The organism is Halopseudomonas oceani (genome assembly GCF_002903165.1).
In the GTDB taxonomy this organism is placed as follows: Bacteria; Pseudomonadota; Gammaproteobacteria; order Pseudomonadales; family Pseudomonadaceae; genus Halopseudomonas; species Halopseudomonas oceani.
Map to the genome: position 1 here is coordinate 1 of NZ_PPSK01000015.1, position 19,161 is coordinate 19,161.

Genomic DNA, 19,161 nt, shown 5'->3' on the forward strand with positions numbered 1-19,161 from the left:
CCATGTCTTCTGCTGGCTCAACATCGTGATCGCTCAGATCAACCCCTGTCCATGCTGCACCAGTACCTAACCAGATCGGTTTAATGCCTGCTTTGTACATTTCGCGATATCGGGCGACGCAGCTGGCGGCGCTGTTATTGGTTGTCTGCAGTATTAATCGAGGTCCGAAGTTGGCGGCAAGGTGCTGTTCTAGGCTGGCGGCGTTTCGATGTGACGTGCAAAGCACCAGGGTTCCGCCTTTGGCTTTCGCTGCTGCATCGGCAATGATCGCTGCAGCTTCTTCTGCCCATTGGTCAGAATCGTCAGGCGGTATTGCTGTTCTGCATTCATGCAGTCTTACCGGAGCTTTCACCCAATCTGGATGGACGGAGGGTAGGTATGCAGCCCGAGCAGGTGGTACGGAGAGCTTCCAACGGATCAGCTTCGAGTCGCTGCCGTCTGAGTAGAGCGTAGCGGAGATCAGGGCGGCACTGCGACACTGATCCCACATGAACTCCATGGATGCTTGGAGATTTGATCGGCCAACCATCAGACTCGGATGGTTTCTGACAGGGGATAGTTCCACCTGCAGACGCATCCCGACTTTCGAGGAGCTATTGCACGCTTTAATCGCAACATTGAGCACTGATCGACTGCCGGGGGAGAGCTTCTTTTGATTGATGGCCGAGAGCGCAATGCCTGTTTCCTTCAGCGCGGCAGCTAGCTCGGACTCTTCGGTGGCCAAGCCAGAAAAGCGCTTTCCTTCATTTCCTTGGATAAGGCGTTTGCAAATCTCCTCTAGCGCGGCAACGGCTAACAGCGCAGGTTTCTTGCCTAATGTCACTTCGCTTTTGATCAGGCGTTGCAGTGATCTGAGGTGGATTGCGTTGGTGTTGATGCCGACCATCGCATCTTCGAACAAATGCGCTTCATCAACCAACAGGGCACCAATCTTGACAGGGATGCATAGCGGTCCCAGGTGGTTGTCATCTGCCTCATTATCGCTTTGGGTTTGCAGCAATTGAAAATGGGATGCCAGAGAGTGATGAGAGCAGAGGACTATAGCTGCTTCTGTATTGCCCCTGCATAGCGCGAGGAACTGCTTTTCGGCCTCGCACTCTTCTATGTCATTATCTTCACGCAGAGCTACAGCGTTGATTGGTAAGTTCTCAGCCAGGTATATGGCATCTTCGAGCAGCCAGCATAACTGAGTACCTGTGATCTTACTCGCTGCGATAGCGTTGGGGGAGATCGGCTTGCCTCCGGTGTTGATCCAGTCGATGAGCTCATGAGCGTCATTGTCTTGGGCCCACCCAAGGGCAGCAGCAGGGGATATGAGAGCCTGACGCTCCAAGACTAGTCGAATGCCCGCCTCGTTTGCCTCTGGAATAGCAGATAGGTCCGCAATGAGTCGCCAGATCCGTGTCATTGGGGCGCTTATCACTATGCGCCCAGCACTTCTAGCGGCCTCTGCTGCGAGAGCAGAAATCAGTCGCCCTTTACCAGTGCCGGTTGCGGCTTCGACGAAGACCACCTTTCCTCCAGACATTTGCTGGTGAGCCCTTCGCATCAGAGGGCGCAGAATTTCGTGCACAAGGGATTCCCCGGCAAGCCGGGCTGGTTCTGGCTTTCTAATATCGTCTGTCGATCCAAATTTCTCGATATGGACCGCCTCGATCAGGCCGGCAGAGTAGTCCGCAGGGCTCAGTTTTGCCTGGTTTGCGCCTTGCTTAATTCTCTTGCCAAGTCCCGGAGGCATGCTGACGGTAAAGGAGGTCAGCTTATGGCTAGGTAGCAGCACTGGTGCAAGCTCTAGCTCTATGGCGAGGGTTAGGAGTTTTCTTGCCCAAGCACTGCGGTTGGTGTCAGGTGGGTTGAGTGCGCCAAGTCGAATGGTTATCAAGTTATACCTCTCATGTCTTCTAGCTTGCGCATGCAAATTAGTGTGTGTTTTTTCAAAAAAATGGCGGCGGCCGTACAGCTCTTTTTGGTCACCTTAGAGGGTTATACAACATTTCGATTTGGCCCGAAGTAAAGCTCAGCCGGTGAGCTACGTACTCGCCCCAGGCAAACCCTAGGCTGGAAATTCCCTTTCGAGGTGCTGGTTGAATACCTCCAGCTGCAGGCCACTAACCAGCTGGGTTCAATTCACTGATGTTGCACTTGGAACTTGAGGCGGCCCTTCCGATCTGCTTAGCAGGGTCACAATAGGTGTCCACTTAATAAATAGGTGGACACTATCGCCAGTGGTCAGCTGAAGCTCAAGATGGGTTCGCCGGACGATTACCTTACAGATCAGCATCTACAGGGTGGAGCCAACGCTGCGGGCAACACGTAATGTTATTGAGAGTATGCTCAATCACTCGAAACCACGATTAGAGGACACCTACAACAAGAACCGGCATCAGGAGGAGCAGAAACTTATCTGGCATGAGTGGGCCTATGTAGTTACTACAGCACTGCTTGGATCCAATAGTGAATCCCCTGAATCAATCGCGCCCCGCGCTGCAGAATTAGCGGGCCAAAAAATGACGTCTTATTCGGCTGCACATTCCATCGTAATGGCCACTTTGGTTAACGCGTTAGCCGCTTGGCTAAAGGAAAAAAACATAAGTAAAGCGGAAGCAGCTCGAGTGCTGGGCATTAGTGCCCAGCGCTTAGAGCAGATAGAGAAAGGGCTATCGAAAAGTTTCACGTTCGAGTCTCTTTCATACATGCTCGCTAAGGCAGGAAAGCAGGTAACAGTCAGCATTAGAGACATATAACCATCTTTTAGGTTTTTAGGCGCCAGTAATCTGATTCTCAGCCTATAGAATCTTCTTCATGTCGAAATCTCATTGTGTTCATAGTGCCGAATATGGCAAGCCGGGCACCGCTGCAGAGTGTTCGTGCTCAGGCTTTCCGCCAAAACCCGCACAGCCTGATAGTCGAGCACCTGCCCAGCATCCGCCAACGCCTACAGAGTCAGGCGGCTTTCATCTTCGGCAGCCCCATCAAGAGGCCTGTTAATTTGGCAGCAGCCAAGTTGATGACTGTCCGCCAATAAAAGCCATGAGCCAACTCCATTGCTGAGCCACTGGCTTCCGAGGCTAGTCACGCTGCCCCTCACCATCGTGATGGTCACCAAGAGTGTGCCGAACCAGTGGATGCCGGGCTAACCGGCGGGGGTGCATTCGGCAGGCAGGCTGACGGCGTGGGCAACCGCGCCTCTCTCGGCTCATACCTATTTGTCCCTAATTAGGGACAAATACCCCCCAAATCATACAGTCAACGCTCCTTATCCTAGAGGTAATTTGTCCATATATATGGACAAATGGGGGTACTCCCGTCTACGCGATGGAGCGCAGATGACATGGCGAGTCCGCCAACAACCGGCTGATTCGCCGATGGCTTTTTGTATAGACTCATACCCCATTTGTCCCTAATTAGGGACAAATACCCCTGCTGCAAACAGCAATCGATGCCGCCTGGCTCAGAGGTGATTTTCCATATATAGGGACAAATAGGGGGGTATTTGTCCCTAGAGGTGATAAACCGCCAATTTCGCGGCGATTTTACATAGGGACAAATACCCCCCTATTTTTCCATAGATAGAGAATGGCAAAATGGGTCCATACCTGAAGGCTTACGCGAATAGCCCTGCTGCAAAATACCCACTGAAAAATGGCGGCATCGCGCCCGCCCCAAACTCGCCCCAGATTCAATTTTTCCTGAGAAAACGCTCAAGGGTGCCAGAGGGCAGAAAAAATCACTCCACGGGCCTAATTTCGCTATTTTAGATAGCACCGTACCCCTGGCTCACAGACAAATATTCCCTGTTTTTCTTCGAGAGGCTGAAAACTAGCTGCCAGCCACTTGCTTGGAAAAATTCACAGACCATGCAAATCGGTCGAATTTACGTGCTGATGTAACCGCCGAGGAAAGGTCGAACCCTCTGGTTGCTTGAGAGCAGGCCCCAAGAAGCCTCGCAGAAAAACGGGTCATATTCTCACAGCGACATGCTGAGCTAGCGGCACCCTTGACGTCACCGCTATCAAAGTCCAACTGACAAGCGCTTTTTAATAAAGCGCCCTAAATGGAAAAAACTTTTCTTTTTCAACCACAGGTGACCAGCGCAGTAAAACTCTAGAAAAAACTCCCGCTGTCGCAAGACCCACTGAGGATTAACAACCCTAACGCGTGCCACCAAGCAGCACCTCGATAAAGAAAGACAAAAACTAATAACCCTCAAACTAGGATACGAATCACACCCACATGCAAAACAGAATGTACCGTAGGAAACATATACTTTCCCAAACCATCCGAACGCAAAACTGAAACCCAACATCACTTGCATCACAAAGCAACTCGCACCTCGCTCAACCCGCTATCTTTTCTGACCATTAAAATCGCCCGCCAATCCATAACCAAATTAATCTGAAACGCATTTTCTCTCAAGAGAGCGAGAGCCCAAAAGGCAACACCAACAAAGCGAAAGTTCAAAACACTCTCTCGCCTCTGCGCTCAAAACATTACACACTAGCGACGCCTTTTAAAAAGGAACAACCCAAGGCATTAGATAGCAAACTTTCCAAATCGTCATCCCCTGCACGATACACCATACTCTAACTACGATTACGCAATCACCATCAGCAGGGAGCCAAGCAAGCCTCCGGCACTAGTTACAGCATCTCGTCACACATCAGGAATGTAAGCGTATGCTCCACGTATTTTGATCAGCCTTTTCTGGCCTTCAACACACTTCGCCTCACGTTTATCATTTGCGGCATAAGCTCTGATGGACTTGCCCCCCTAGTTACAAGTTTAGGAAGGCAAGTTTTTTTTGTGAATCAGCGTGCGCGAAAAACTCTCAGTGTACTTTTCAGTTTACGAACCCAATCGTCCTCTTCACGCCGTCTCGCTTCAATCCGACCTCTTCCACCAGCGCGTCGGCAAAGCCAAGGCCATCGCTGAATGGCTTAAAACGCGCGCGCCGGGCCACGGCAGCAAAGTCGCCCGGGGCCAGATTGTTCAACCCGACAACCTTGTTCAGCCCTAACTGCTGCGGGTCCTTCAGTTTCAATTCAAGGATATGCGACTGGAACAACTCAACGATCTGCTCAGCACGCAAGGCTTTGAAGTTAACCTTGAGGTCGAAACGCCGCAGTGCTGCCTCATCCAGGTCATTCATCAGGTTGGTCGAAGCGATGAACAGGCCGTCGAAGGCTTCCATCTGCGTAAGCATTTCATTGACGCCGGTAACTTCCCAGGTGTGCTTAGCCTTGCTGCGATCCTGCAGAAAGCTGTCGACCTCGTCGAGCACCAGCACTGCACCGGTCTCTTGAGCCTGGCTGAAGGCCGCGGCTAAATTCTGCTCCGTTTGACCAACCAAAGGACCGATCAGGTCTGAGCAGCGCTTGACCAGCACCGGCTTGGAGAGGCTGTCAGCCAGCCAATGGGCGAAAGCTGTTTTGCCGGTGCCAGGCCGGCCGTAGAAACACAGGCGCGCCTGCGGGCAGCGCCTAAGCCCGGCAAGCAGGTCATCAAGGGCAATATCGGTATTAACCAGGGCAGGTGAATATAGCCCCGGTAGACGGGAGGATTTATCGCCGCTCCGCTCCAGGGGAGCATGGCCTTGAGCCTTGAGCGTGGCATCCAGAATGCGCTCAAGCACTTGGTTTTGCCGTCGCCCCGCACGCGGCTGACTCATGCGCGCCACTTCATAGGCCCGCTTGAACACTGCTGGTGACAGCGCATCGTGACTAGTCAGCTTGCCCAGCATGTCCTGCCCCAATCGCCCGGCGCCTAAATTGAGCAGAATCTGTTCGCGAGACTGCCGAGCCGGGTTGGTCGCCTCGATGATCAGGTCGAAACGACGGATATAGGCCGAGTCCAACTCACGGATGTCGTTGCTCAGCCAGAAACAGGGTTGATTGTTCTCCTCCAGAACGCGGTTGACCCAGCTCTTGTACAGTCGCCGGGAGCTGTTGCCGTGCTCATGAAAGATATCCTCAATCTCATCAAGCAGCACCAGCGCCTGACTACCGCGTAGCACGTGCATTGCCGAGCGTAGAGCGCATAGACGCTGATGCCCAGGAATTGGATCGCCATCGCGATCACTGACCGCGATCTCGTAGAGTTCGCTTCCCAGCTCGCTGGCAAGCAGGCGGCATAGCTCGGTCTTTCCTGTACCCGGTGGACCGTAGATCAACACGTTTACGCCAACCCTGCTCTGCGCCTGACTCTTGCGTAAAAAACGGAGCGCAATGTCAATTTCCTGCTCAAGATGGGGGTAACTGGCGGCGCTCAGTAGGCCAGGCTCGCTGATCCGAAACGAATGCCGAAACAAGTCTTCGGTAGCGCCGCGGTGATGACAGAGTTGATCAAGCAGATCGGGGCTACTGAAGGACAGGCGGTCACAGAGGTGGAAGTCGCCGACCGCGTAGTCGACCTCCAATAAGCCGCTGGCAAACAGCGGCGCCCCCTTGCCCATAGCTATTTGAATATCTCCAGGCGGCAGTTGCAGCAGCAGCGCAAGGGTGTGCACCAAGCGGCGATTATCAAAGCCGCCAAAAAGGGTAATACAGCGGTGCAGCAAGGAATCGCTGTGCATCAGTGCGCACAACCCAAGCACCTGACAAGCAGCACTGTTAAGCCCTAGCATCCGCGCCAGCGCCTGGAGGTTTATGCCGAGGGGCTCGGGATAAGCAAGCTTGTGCCCAGCTTCGGCAAAACAGCGAGCATTGCGGCGCAACTGCTGTTGCAAGTGCTGGCGGTCATAGGTGTCTACTTCGACAAATTCTCCCAGTCCAAGGCTGCGAGCTACCTCAACGTCAGCAATGCCACGATGCTGCAGCAACTGGCGGTGCCCCTGCATATAGATCATCAGACGAAATGCAAAATGCATCGACAGCGTCGAGACATCGGGTTGAGGTGTCATGGGCAGTTCGAGGTCAAGCGGAAGAAACTGGGAAAAAGCTTTCATAGCATTTACCGCATTAGCTCCTGGTAGCGACAACAGCCATCATGACACCAGAGCGCGACAACTGATGTCGCATAGCGTTGGTCGCTTATAGCGCCACTGATGAGCAGAGGTTCCGATGCCTAAACATAGGCATACAACACCTTGAGCGGCCTGCAGCAGCAAACCATCAGCGAATGGACGCACAAAGCGCTGGAGTATCCTAGTATCAGTAACGATAGGCGCCTGACATGCAAGAGCCGTAATACGCAACGGAAACCAGCTCACCGAAGGTCGATATAATCCGTGACCGATTCCAACCGCCCTGTTCGTCCTCCGACAGCACTAGAGCTCTGGCGCCCTCCAGGCTCATTGGCCCAGCTCAACGCGCAACCGCCGCCATCATTCCGTCATGTCCACACCTGCAGAATCGAAGGCCGATCTAGAGGGAATATCGGTATTGTAAAAATTTACCCGAACGCGACTTGCTCACTGACTGTGTAATTCGCGCCAGAGAATTCCAGGCCCGCTGAGGACGTTAAGTAGAGGCAATGTTTGGGCTACTTCCCCTAGGTCACCGGCACAGACAGCCAGATCAAGAGCCAGGCTCCCTGCGGTGTAAAGGCAAACAGGGATCCGTAGCGGCGGGCTCATTTCCGCCCGCAATTTCCCAACGAAGTAACAGCGATGGCTCCAGCGATTTCTGGCTCCCACACGTTATGCTAACGCTCGTCAGTCGCCGATGATCGTAGCTATGACCATGACAACAACCAACACGGATACAGAAGCATTTTGGAATATCGTGCTTGGACATCAGCAGCTAAGCGAAGGGGAGCGGATCCAGCGAATCGAGCGCGGGATCGACGCTACCCTCGTGGGCGCGATCAGTCGGTCACTTCAACTGACCAAGCAGGAAACTGCTGATATGGCGAACACGCGTCCGGCGACACTAGCTCGTTTAGAGCGCGACGGCGGGCGACTTAATAGCGGCGGCTCTGAGCGAATTGATCGACTCTTAGTGGTTGCCCAACACGCGTTTGAGGTGCTTGAGACCCAAGACGCGGCCATCAAATGGCTTTCATCAAGCAACTTCTCTCTGGGCGGCGAGTCTCCGGCAATGCATTGCTGCACTGGGCTAGGTGGTCGCCAGGTTAGGCGCCTGCTAAATGCAATAGAGTGGGGAGTTCAGGCGTAACTACTTAGTTCCGACAATAAAATTCGCCATCCATAGAAAATGGTCGGTTTTGCTGACCACTATTGAAAACTATCAACCAATTTAAAAACTTGAAATTCCAATACCGTCAAGATAATCTCTAAACCATGAGTTTTCAGGCTCATTCTAGTAGCTGGCTAGACCAGAAAACAGCAATTAAATTATTAGTAACCGAATAGAGTTGAAACGTGCAGTCTCCAACCGCTCGCGCGTTTAATCATTACGACCGGCAAAACTGCTGAGACCAACGCCGCAAAAAATATCGGCTCCTCAAATTGGGACCTGGCACCAGGCCACCCAGAACATAGCCGCACTCGCCACCACACCGATTGCGTGCCCCCAAGGGTGCGCTCGAATACCTGCGAGAACGCCGGACAGCTGGCTGGAAAAAACTGCAACCAACAACCAGCAGACAGACAAAGCCAGCGAAAAAACTGCAATGAACTGCACCACTAAAAATACAGATTGGTCCGGCTCCAGCTGTGCATCCAACCACAACACGAACAGTAATGCAGCTGCAAACGCAACCTGCATGAACGCATAGAAAAAACTACTAAATGAGCTGCGCAGATCATTAGGCATGAGGCTCAACACTCCGTTGAAAAACAAGCGTCAAAACTACCAGAACCCCGAAAAACTCAAAATATTTCCGTATCCTATTTATACGACTGGAGTTTCATATGCGTACAACCTATTACACACTGCAGCAGGTCATCGCCCGGACCTCACTGTCATCCAGCACGATATACCGGTGGGAAAAACTCGGCATTTTTCCGCAGCGTACAAAACTGGGACCTCGACGTGTTGCCTGGCGCAGCGATCAGATTGAGGACTGGATGACTGCCTCGATAGAGTAAGCCCCTCTCTCCCCTACCCTTAACATCGTAGGGTAGGGGTAATTCATTTTATGGGAGCCAGAGGACGGAGGGTTGACTATGGCAAAACGCCGTATACCACGCCCTAGCAGCCAGCGCCTCGGAAGAGATAGGCCGCTATGCGTTGTCAGGGATTTTTGGAGCTAAGCATACGCTCTCTCAGGCACCGGACAATTCATTTGTCTCCAAGACACAAGCCGCTTACCAACACTGTCTTTTCAAATGCCGACTAAACGGCAGTTGGAGCCTCCCCTACTGCAGTCAGCATACACGCTCCGGACCGCAGAGCAGCGGTCGAAACACTGTTGCGCTGGCCCCCGTTATAGCCGGAGCGTCCAACGGGAGCAGCTACTCAGGGCCTTACATCCAAGCTTCTTCGTTTACCTGGAGTCGAGCATAATAAATAATCGCTACAGCCGGAATAAGTGCTGAATAACCAGGTTTAATTGCCGTCTTCAAGTCGATCACCAGTCTACTCGCCTTTCTATGCGCTTCTATCAAAGTGCCGATCTTACTATTCGAGGCTAGCAAAAGCCTGACTCCAGGCAGTGCCAGCGATGACGATGGCTCTCGCGGCTGGAAACTAGAAGTCAACGTAAGGCGCTTGGAAAGGTCATCGACCGCTTCTAGGTAAGTAATTTGAGACACTCGTTTCATCTGAGAGGCAGTCGCGCTTGCCAGTGGATGCCCATTAGAAAAATAATTGCGAAAGAAATAGCTTACCAGCCTCTCCTCGTACTCAACAACTCTCGCACAACCGTACAAATTCGACGTCATACCGAAATGATCAGCGAGCATTTCTAGCACTTGTGAATAACGCAGCCCGTTACCTCTTACAAGATTTATTAGGCAATTCCCCGCGACCAACTGAAACTCTCGAGCAAACGCTAGCGCCTTATCAGGCTCACACTCATTAAACGATGCCCATGCACTGGTTTTAAGATACTTAACTGCAGCATCAAGCAAGCGTGATTCGGATTTTTTTAGCACTTGATAAAGTACACAATCGCTTTTTGAGAAATCTTCTTCTGGCGGAGGTACCAGTCCGCCTGCCGGCCAAGACAAGGCAGAAAATTTAGATGCCTCCATAACCTCCCGGAGCTTTGGCCAGTAATCAGAATGCCCAAAACCATGCATATGCACATTCTCGAAGAGGCCAACCTCATTACGTCCAATACAAGTTTCGCCAACATTCATTAAAAGTACACGATCACTTTTTGAGTATGCATTGATTAAGCGCCCACTCACACAGCAAAGCATCGCGGCAGCCTCGGAAGTAGAAACCTCAACCGCTGCAGCCATCAGCAATACATCTCCAATTTTAAAATATTGCCCAACTGCCCCTTCCTTCAAAGCAGTAGCGAGAACTCGGCCACCCAGCGAATGACCAATGAGGTTTACTTGTTCTACCTGAGGGTGATGCTTTAAAAGGTAACTTTCAAGTTGCTCCACAAAGACACGACCCATTTCCTCTGCCCTCAACCGGATTCGCAAAAAATGGGCTGCGCGATCTACACTTAATGCTGCCAAGCCCAATCTAGCGTCAAACCGAGCCGCTACTGCGAGGTACCTTTTACTTCGGCGATCTAGCCGGGAATAATGGCCTGAGGGCCAAAATGCAAGAATGTTGAGTTCCTCGTTAAGCTCTAGAGGGATGCTGCGGAGTAGTGCTTGACGATCCGTTAGGTCATGCCCGGCTGAATAGCCGTGAAGGAAGATGTTAGCTTCTGTTTTGTCTACCTTACGTAGCGGCGTAAATTGGAATGAGTTGGCAGAGGTTGAAGAGGTCTTGGCTCCCACTTTTTCTCCAGTCTTAATTTTTGATGCTGCTGCCTTTTGAGATGGACAAGTGCCAATACGTCACGCCCTCGACAGCGCGCGAAGCGCCCGGACAAGGGCTCATTCCGCCGGTTCGATTCCAGCGCTAAAAACCGTAACCAACTTAATCGGAAATCCAGCTACAAGCCGCGAAAACCCGAAGGGTTGAGTGACTACCGATCTAAACTGTAGGCGCGCCGGCGTTGACGTTCAGCGTGAGCTGATCACGAAAATCCATTTACACAACACTCCTTTTTCGCACCTGCACCGACAGTGTGGTTTCAGCTCTGCGACGCGGCCCAAAAGCACTGAGGCGCGAATACTAAGTGCTTTCTCCGAAAATGTATGGCAAATCGCCAACACTGCACAACTGCCCTATCATGGGAGAACCAAGGGATGTCATCAAGCCATTAGGACATTCCGTTGCAGATTGACAGAGCAAGCCCCAAAGGGAATATTCTGTCTCGGTTATGTCGAAAAGGATCTTCGCCGCAATGCCCGACGCACTCACCCCTGACCAAATTGAATTTGCCAACTTTCTAGCAACGCTTTGGGACTCCCCCAGTGAGGGCCTGGCACTGCCACCGTGCTTTCCGGGGTCCTCTGAGGGGCTCCTGCACGCCTACCCCATAAGCAGACATAGAAACTGGAAGTCATGGCGCCAAGCGCAGCCCCGAGGCACGAAGCATTGGTGGTGTCAGTCTTTGAGTGATGCCGCCAGGAGCTACGCCTGGTCGTCGAACGAGAATGAGCAAGACTTTCTTGCGCTGGCAGCGGCGCTGCAGCATGCGCTTGATTGCGGTGACGACAAGCTCGCGTTAGACGCCTGTCTGGCAATATTCCGCTGGGGTGGCGTAGCAAGAACGCCAAAGGACACTTCCAGAAGATGGGTTACCGAGCAAGCAAGCAATGGCATGCTGTGCTCTAGCATCCGATCAGCGGTGGATCTGCTGGATCCAGCCCAAGGCCAGGCGCTGTCTGCATTTGACGGCAAGCGCCTGCTGATGAATTCAGCGATGACCAAGGTTTATGCTGCTGCTGCGCCAAGTAAAGTCATTATTTACGACGGCCGCGTGGGCGCGGCGTTAGCCCTACTGGCACGATACTGGCTGGAGAAACAGGGAAGCACATCAGTGCCTGTATCCCTAGCGTTTCGGAGTGCAAACGGCCAAGGCGGGCTAATGAGAAATCCATCCAAAGGAAGCCTGAAGTTTTCGAGCCTCTACGGCGGAAAGAATGGCGCTAAGCGCTGGGCGGAACTATCCCGGTTGGCTGCGGCGACTTTCCTTAAGATGCAAACCCTTAACAAGTCGATACCCGACATCGGCGAGGTCGAAAAGGCCATGTTTATGATCGGTTATAGAACCGAATATTCCCCCCCAAACACAGAAAAAACCAGCCAACAAGGACGCCCCATGCCCGAGAATAGCCAATGCCCTGAGGCTCGCGCCCAAGCTCAAAAGATCCTCCAAGAGGTGTGGCCAAAAATCGCACAGGGCGAGTACAGAACACCTGCTCAAAAGCGACAATTCAAGCTCGTTACCCGAGACGCCAACAGCGTTGAAGCTAACTTTGAGAAATCGTCACTAACGATCAGGCGCGACAGCTTTGTAGCGGCCCTTGCGTACCTGTTGGAACACGGCCACGGTCCTGGCAACCGTTGTGTGATTGGGGCGAACAACGTGCCCGCCAAAGCGAGCGAGCTTTGCAGACAATCAAGACAAACAGCACAGGGAACCTACGGCCCCTGCAACATCCGTTACATACTCCCAGTCTTACAGGGCGTAGGGGTAGTCGAAACTTATGAAGGCCGGCCAGCGACTGTTTGGCTGGCACGCTAAGCCTTTTCGCTGAGGGCGGTGTTGTTGACTCGTAATGCGCGCAACGCTACGAGTCGACACTCCAGCGCCCCCCCTGCCACCCGGTGAAAGCTGAGCCAGTCGAGATTGGGCAGCAGCATCTACTTCTAGGGCTCATAATTAGAAAGGTCTTAGAGCTGCTTAATCGCTGGCGAGTAAACTACAGGACCGCAGAATTGCAGCCGCCAAGAAGTTGAGCCGCAGCGGAAAATGCTCATCAAGGTGGCTAACTAGATCGCACAGATCGAGTAACCCTGCATCTAGCTCATTTTAGCCCCACACCTGCTGCAGTCGCCGCCACAATAAAGCCAACCCCGGAAAACATCGCGATGGCTGGCATACAGGTTCGCTGCCAGTAAAGCACCAGAAACACCAGGCACACCGGGAAAAACAGCACACAACCAATCCCCCACAAAATGCTTTGGGCAAAAGCCAGCACATAGAACCATATAATACCAACTGCAAACAACGCGAAGCCGACGTAAACTAGGTAATCCATGAACTCCATGTAAATTCCTTTAAATCAAAAAGACAGCTCATCACTTGGTGCGGAGATACTCGGTCGCCCAGTAGCGCAGGGCTGGAGAGGTCGCAGGATGGGATGACAGAACCTGAATGAACCGGCGCACCTTCTCAATGGTTTTGGCATGTTTGGCACGCGCCAATACGTCCGCAGGCGTTGTAAAGTAGGGACAACTGTCAATCCGTGTTTGGATTTTATTGCCGGCAGCAGTCCAGATGATGCTAGCCGCGTACGCTGGGTTCCAGACGCTTCTGCGAGTTTCTGGCTCGATAGCATCGGCGTAGATATTCTCCAGGTAGCGCGCAGCCATGCGGATTTTGTTACCGCCGGTAATGCTGCTTTTGAACAACTCCGCCTCTACTAACACAGGCGGGCGCTCATGCGTATCCGGTACCGGGGCGCCCCCAGCTCCGCTGGCTTGCAACACGGCCCTGGCCTCAAACTGCAGTTCTGCCTCAAACAACACTTGCTCCGCAACCGGGAGGGCAGACTGCCAGTGCGCCTCAAACCAAGTTGTGACCTCCACAGCATCGACCAATACAGCAGCTTCGTGCCAACCAGCACCTGGTTCGGCGCCAATGCCCAAACCATTGGCCGAAAAATTGGCGGAGCCGACCAATGCCTGAGAAGCTCCGATAAAAACCTTAGCATGCAGGCCCGGCAAATAGCGTACCTCGACGTTAGGGCAAGTCAGTAACATCCTGATAACCGCAGGGTTGGTACCACCCTCAGTTAGGTTGCAAATGATCCGATAGCGTTTGGACGGATCGACCAGCTCGTCTGCCCCAGCCCCCCAGAAGGCAACCGCCACCCGCAAGGGGTCGCTCTCAGGCTGACTTTGCGTCAGGCGCCGAACCTCGGCCAGAATGGCAGGCTTTGCCCCCATAAACATTAGCTTCGCTCCAAAATTATTCTGCCCCAGCGGTTTTTAGCCCCGCCATCTCACGAGCCCGTATACCCAAATCCTGCCAGTTTTCCGGATGGCAACTGAACAACAAAATTTGATGCCGTTGAGCAGCATCAAATAGAACGCGCTTCATCTGAGCTAATCGCTGGGTATCGCTATGCACCAACGCGTCGTCAAGAATGATCAGCGTGGGTTTCCCCGCTTCCTGCAACATGTCGGCGTAGGCCAAACGGCTGATTAACCCCATTTGCTCCCTTGCCCCAAAGCTCAGAGCTCCCAGAGCCTCATGAAATGCATCACCGCGGGAGCCACGAGCTAGCTGAACAGGTTTCAAGTGCTCATCGACAACCAGCGAGGCCTGGGGAAACAGTAGCTGCAGATAGTGATTGAGGTGTTTCTGCAGCGGTGCCTGCAAGCGCTGAGTTAACTCTTGGCGCTTTTCCTGAAGCAAGCGTTGCAGCAATGAAAGCGCATCCGCTCTGCGCTCGAGTTCATCCAGTCGCCCCCGAGCGGCTTGCAGCGTGGTTTGGACTTCGGCGCTCTGCTCTTCAAGCCCCTCAGCCCCCATCACTTCAAGACGCACCCTGAGATCTTGAATTTCCCTATCGCGCTGACGGCTGGCGTGTTCCGCGGCGTCTGCACTCAACTCCAGCCGCTTGATGTCCTGCTCCAAAATATCCGGACGGGCTGCTTGAATTTCCTGGCTACGCTGTTCCAGCGACTGCTCCAGACGCCGCTGCTCAAGTTTCAACATACCCAATTGCTGAAGCAGTTGTTCTTCTCGGGCTCTGGTTGCGGGGTCATCCACCTCGCGTTGTAACCGCTCACACTCGCCGCTGAGGTGTTGTACCTGCTGCGCAAGGACTGCTACCTCACGGCGCTGATCAGCCAAGGCTACCTCAAGGCTGCTCAACCGCTCTGTCGCAACGCTAAGCTGCTCCTGCGCCAAGTCGACAGTGGTGACGCTGTCACTTGCAGAGGGCATCTGGTCAAGCTGGTTTTGCGCGTGCTCTGCACGCTCCCGCAGGGATTGCACTGTTTGCGCCAATGCGTCGGTGCCATCGGGTGCCAGCTGTGCAATAGCCTTCTGCAGACTACCGATTTCGCCCTCTAGCCTCTGCGCCAGCACCGCGTTGTCTTCAGCCTGCTGAAGATCGGCGGCTCCGAGCCGGTCCAGCAGGGCAAGGCGCTCCTGCTCGTATTGCCGCTGACGCTCAGCAGTAACCGCGAGGTCGGTGCCGCCCGGGTAAATTTCCAGCCGGCCAACGCCTTCAATTTCCAATATGCCCGGAACAGACAAAAGCTGCTCCGACGCGCCCTCGATAGCTACGCCGTTAAGTTTCGCAACCTGCCCTTCATGGAATTGATAGCGCAACCTAGTAGCCGCTGTTTGCTGCCGAATCTGTAATCGATCCAGTTCTTGCGCTACCACCTTTAACTGCTTCAGCGCGGCCGGTTCAACAACCAGGGCTGCCAGCTGCGCGCGTTGCTGCGCCAAGCTCGCGGCCTCGGACTTCGCCTGCTCCAGCTTTTGCTCGGCATCATGCAAGGCGCTCTTAAGCAGCTGCAGGGCAGATTGCCGTTCACACCGCTGTTCTTGCAGTCGGGCCAGTCTGAGCTGCTCCCCCGCGGCCTGGCTTTGACTTTGCGCTTGCTGCAAACGCTGCAACAGAGATGGCTCAAGAGCCTGCTTTTCTGCCAGCGACTGAGTGGCGCCACTCAACTCACGCTGGCGCTCGGCAAGCAGCGCCTGGCGCTGCGAACCCTGCTGCAGGCTTTCACTATATAGTCGCTGGCTCTCTTGATTCTGCTGCAACTCACGGTGTTCTCGATCCTGTTCGCTCTGCATAGCCTTGATTGCCTCAAGCTGCTGCATTGCCGCCTTGGCATCGGCCCTGAAGATCAACCAAGGTTTGCTGTCATCCTGCTTTTGAGCAATCAGGAGTTCCCCTAGACGATCAACCTGCAAGCGGTAGCTATCAACTTTATCTAGCAGCTCAGCATGATGGCTTTCCAGCTCCGCGACATGCTTGATCGCCTTGGCTAGCTCGCCGGTTGGCTTGTCGGTGGACGCGGTCCTGAGCTTGCTACGCTCCTCCCGCACTCGCTCAAATACGGCATCGCCGATGGAGCTGGTGAGTTCGCTTACATTCCTGCCAAGGGCCGACTGTAAATGCGCCTCGGCGCTATCTACCGCGTCGTTAATCTCCTGCCCCTGCCCCTGCTCTACCCACAAGAGGCCTGGAATTCCCCAATGCTTAGGCTTGCTGGCACCGCTGCCTGCGAATTCGTAGCCCAACAGAGTACTGAGCTGATCTTCTGCTTCCTCACCACTGCAAGATCGACCTCCGATCTGCAGGTCGCATCGCTTTTGCCGCAGAAAGCGTTTGTTGAGCTTCCAATGCTCGTCTTGCCATTCAAATTCGATCGCCACTTCAGGCGCTGCCGAGGAGTCACCCCAGGGTCTCAGATCCTCAACACTGCTGGACTTATATCGTTCGAAAAACGCGGCTCGAATTGCGCGTACCAAGGTGCTTTTGCCAGACTCATTAGGGCCGACGAACAGATTGATCCCCGGTCCAAGGTCACGGACTTCAAGCGGCTGGCGAAACTGCCGCAACTGCTCAACACGTATGGATTGAACCTTCATGCCTGCACCTCCGCGTCCTTGCTCAGCAAGCTGGCCAGCAGCACGAGGGCATCCTTGGCGACTGGGGAATCACCCTCGAGGTCGCGTAGCTCGGCAATAACGTCACCCAGGTAACCGTCTGCGCTCAACGCGGCTATATCTTCGTCTGTGGGCTCAAGACGCAAGTCTTTAACATCACAGTCGACGCTACGACAGCGAGCCTGCGCGACCGCGAGCGCACGCTGCAAACGAGCCTGACCGGCGAGATCGGTTTGCCCTGAAACTTTCAGACTGAGCACTGAATTGGGCTCCAGCTCTTGAAGGCGCTCGATCAGCACATCCAAGTCGCTGGCGACTTCGAGCTGAGCACTCCATTGGAGCCAGATAAACTGCCCTACCTGCCTTGTAGACAGCACCGAAGGCTCGCCCGAGGCCGGCAAGTCAACCAATACAACCTGACCAGCCCCATTGTCCTTGAAGCGATCGGGCTCCGGAGTGCCGCTGTAAACCGTGCGCTGGTCGACCTGCTTGAATCCGTGCCAGTCGCCCAAAGCCAAATAGTCAAGATGCGCGGTTGCCGCGCGGTCAGCAGCAATCGGGTTGTGGGAGTCGACATCCTCATGCAGCAAGCCCTGCACGCTGCCATGGGCCAACCCGACTCGTAGAAGCCCTGCTGGTGTCTGCGCGCTGTCAAACCAGGCAGTCAGATCATCGTATGTCTGACGCTGGGTCAATGGCGCGCCCAAAACAGCAATGCCTTGTTCTTCCAGTACCAGCACACCCGGTTCTTTGATTACATGAACATTGGCTGGGATGGCACCGATGCGCTCAGCACGATCCCAAACGCTTTCAGCCAGAGCTGCATCATGATTTCCGGGCAACATAATCCAAGGGCCGGTGAAGGCGGATGTAGCATTGAACAAACGCCGAATGGTCAGTTCGCTGACGCCCTGCGCATCAAAAACATCCCCAGCCACAAGCACCGCATCAACGTTTTCAACCGCCGCCAGCGCTGCAATTTTTTCAACCGTGGACGTCCGCGCTGCCGCCAATACCACAGCATCTTCCACCTCGAATCTGCTGTACTGCCGACCGATCTGCCAATCAGCGGTGTGTAAAATCCTCGCCATGGGTCCCTTGTTCTCCTACTTCGGGTGGGCGCCAGCCGGGCTAAACCCTACTGGCTATCTGGCCAAGCATGAACCCTATGCAACAACCGTCGGGACGTCCAGATTGGCTATTCGTACAGGTAAAGTTTTGGGACAGGAGCTGACGCATGACTACTGACCAAACAGAGCCTAGCCCAACGTCGAGCAGCAACTTCATTATGAGGGGGCATCTATCGCTTACGGCACTTGCAATTCGGATCTCATTGCCAAGCAACATTATTTGACTTTTCTTATCGATCGTATATGAAGGTAACTTGGTAGTAAGATCACAACACGCTGGCATGGCCTTTGACCCGAACGATTTCAGACATCTAAAGTCCGCCACTCCTGACGAAACCTAGGAGGACATTCCATGGGCAACATCCCAGATGGTTTTTTACCCAACGGTGCCGACCTTCGGTTGCCGATGGTTTTCGCAGCTAGGAATGCGGTCCGCGTTCGCGATTGGGCTGACGGTAGCCTCTGGACAGCGACAGTGAAGGCGTACCGCGAAGGTGAGCCATCTAGGATTTTCGACGACGTCGTCTTTTTCTCAAAAGGCTCGCTAGCTGGAATAATTGGCATCGAGTCTGAAAGCGGTTATCCGACTGTCCTGCCTCATGAGGTCGCCATCCGACAGCAGGAATTTATTGCTTATCTACGCAAAGAGCGGCAGCGAAAAGTTATCAGCTTGGGCCTGATGGCACGCTGCTTTGAGGGTTGGGAGTACAGCACCGAGGCGGCAGCTACAGCCAGTTTCATGGCACTGTGCACGGGACTAACTGATATAGCGATCGGCTTCCACGACGATCACGGCGAGTACAAAATTTTTCGCGTGGATGCCGGTGACACAGTTAACGATTGGCTGGATATAGCTCGCAGGGTCCCTCCTTTTGAGTTGCTGGACTGAACTGCTGCTCGTGAGCTTCTTTGCTATCCAGAGTTTTGCTTGCACGTCAAAGGCGGTGGACCGACCTCGGTGTTAGTGAAGCACAGCGTGATAAGCTGGCAGGACACCCATCCGTCACACTAGGAATGCTCTCGATGGACAAGCCGCCTCAAACTAATGGCGATATTCACTGCACAGTATGCGACAGCAACACGCGGGCACAGGGCTATGGCCAGCAGTACGGCACCTTGTAGGCTATTTGGGGATACGGCTCACAGCATGATGGCGAGCGGTACCTGGTACGCTTGTGTGAGGCCTGTTTTTTCGGTGTGCTGGCCTACCTACGTCAGGAACGATGTATCCACACCCTGTACGATGACG

The 19,161-nt window shown here is 53.7% G+C and carries 13 protein-coding genes and 2 pseudogenes; 6 read left to right on the top strand and 9 right to left on the bottom strand.

What is annotated here, in order from left to right; all coding sequences use genetic code 11:
- On the bottom strand, positions 1 to 1,882 hold a 1,882-nt coding region (locus C1949_RS14310), incomplete at its 3' end, for a P-loop NTPase family protein (protein ID WP_146040325.1).
- Positions 1,883 to 2,029: 147 nt separating this feature from the next.
- Here C1949_RS14310 and C1949_RS14315 point away from each other — a divergent pair.
- Positions 2,030 to 2,134 (top strand): annotated as a pseudogene (locus C1949_RS14315) (IS30 family transposase); the annotation flags it as partial.
- Between the two features lie 406 nt (positions 2,135 to 2,540).
- On the top strand, positions 2,541 to 2,744 hold the full coding sequence (locus C1949_RS19840; RefSeq protein WP_425319881.1) for an XRE family transcriptional regulator: 204 nt from the start codon (positions 2,541 to 2,543) through the stop codon (positions 2,742 to 2,744).
- 2,096 nt (positions 2,745 to 4,840) lie between these two features.
- Here the strand turns inward: C1949_RS19840 and C1949_RS14325 are convergent.
- Positions 4,841 to 6,943, bottom strand: coding sequence for an AAA family ATPase (locus C1949_RS14325; protein WP_104739164.1), 2,103 nt, complete (start codon positions 6,941 to 6,943; stop codon positions 4,841 to 4,843).
- 730 nt (positions 6,944 to 7,673) lie between these two features.
- Here C1949_RS14325 and C1949_RS14330 point away from each other — a divergent pair.
- On the top strand, positions 7,674 to 8,114 hold the full coding sequence (locus C1949_RS14330) for an antitoxin Xre/MbcA/ParS toxin-binding domain-containing protein (RefSeq protein ID WP_170063084.1): 441 nt from the start codon (positions 7,674 to 7,676) through the stop codon (positions 8,112 to 8,114).
- 288 nt (positions 8,115 to 8,402) lie between these two features.
- On the opposite strand, the gene C1949_RS14335 is transcribed toward C1949_RS14330, so the two are convergent.
- On the bottom strand, positions 8,403 to 8,714 hold the full coding sequence (locus tag C1949_RS14335) for a hypothetical protein (protein WP_104739166.1): 312 nt from the start codon (positions 8,712 to 8,714) through the stop codon (positions 8,403 to 8,405).
- 98 nt (positions 8,715 to 8,812) lie between these two features.
- Between C1949_RS14335 and C1949_RS19845 the strand changes: the two genes are divergently transcribed.
- Entirely contained in the window at positions 8,813 to 8,989 is a 177-nt protein-coding gene (locus tag C1949_RS19845; RefSeq protein ID WP_104739167.1) for a helix-turn-helix transcriptional regulator, read from the top strand.
- A 378-nt stretch (positions 8,990 to 9,367) separates the two neighbouring features.
- Here the strand turns inward: C1949_RS19845 and C1949_RS14345 are convergent, their stop codons facing one another.
- The gene (locus C1949_RS14345) at positions 9,368 to 10,807 is read right to left on the bottom strand and encodes a DUF726 domain-containing protein (RefSeq protein WP_268236229.1); all 1,440 of its coding nucleotides are present in this window, start codon (positions 10,805 to 10,807) and stop codon (positions 9,368 to 9,370) included.
- Positions 10,808 to 11,529: 722 nt separating this feature from the next.
- Here C1949_RS14345 and C1949_RS14350 point away from each other — a divergent pair.
- Entirely contained in the window at positions 11,530 to 12,666 is a 1,137-nt protein-coding gene (locus tag C1949_RS14350; RefSeq protein WP_146040327.1) for a hypothetical protein, read from the top strand.
- A 283-nt stretch (positions 12,667 to 12,949) separates the two neighbouring features.
- Here the strand turns inward: C1949_RS14350 and C1949_RS14355 are convergent, their stop codons facing one another.
- The 5 genes and pseudogenes from C1949_RS14355 to C1949_RS19870 form a co-directional block, all read right to left on the bottom strand.
- A complete protein-coding gene (locus C1949_RS14355) occupies positions 12,950 to 13,192 on the bottom strand; it encodes a hypothetical protein (RefSeq protein WP_104739170.1) in 243 nt (80 codons plus the stop codon).
- A 31-nt stretch (positions 13,193 to 13,223) separates the two neighbouring features.
- Positions 13,224 to 14,099, bottom strand: a complete 876-nt coding sequence (locus tag C1949_RS14360) for a phospholipase D family protein (protein ID WP_104739171.1) — start codon at positions 14,097 to 14,099, stop codon at positions 13,224 to 13,226.
- Positions 14,100 to 14,115: 16 nt separating this feature from the next.
- Positions 14,116 to 16,764, bottom strand: coding sequence for an AAA family ATPase (locus C1949_RS14365; RefSeq protein ID WP_104739172.1), 2,649 nt, complete (start codon positions 16,762 to 16,764; stop codon positions 14,116 to 14,118).
- Entirely contained in the window at positions 16,761 to 17,522 is a 762-nt protein-coding gene (locus C1949_RS14370) for a metallophosphoesterase family protein (RefSeq protein ID WP_483401372.1), read from the bottom strand. Before C1949_RS14370 ends, C1949_RS14365 begins: the two co-directional genes overlap by 4 nt.
- A gap of 78 nt (positions 17,523 to 17,600) precedes the next feature.
- A pseudogene (locus tag C1949_RS19870) lies at positions 17,601 to 17,873 on the bottom strand (metallophosphoesterase family protein); the annotation flags it as partial.
- A 391-nt stretch (positions 17,874 to 18,264) separates the two neighbouring features.
- Here C1949_RS19870 and C1949_RS14375 point away from each other — a divergent pair.
- Positions 18,265 to 18,801, top strand: coding sequence for a hypothetical protein (locus tag C1949_RS14375; protein WP_104739174.1), 537 nt, complete (start codon positions 18,265 to 18,267; stop codon positions 18,799 to 18,801).
- The last annotated feature ends 360 nt before the right edge of the window (positions 18,802 to 19,161 follow it).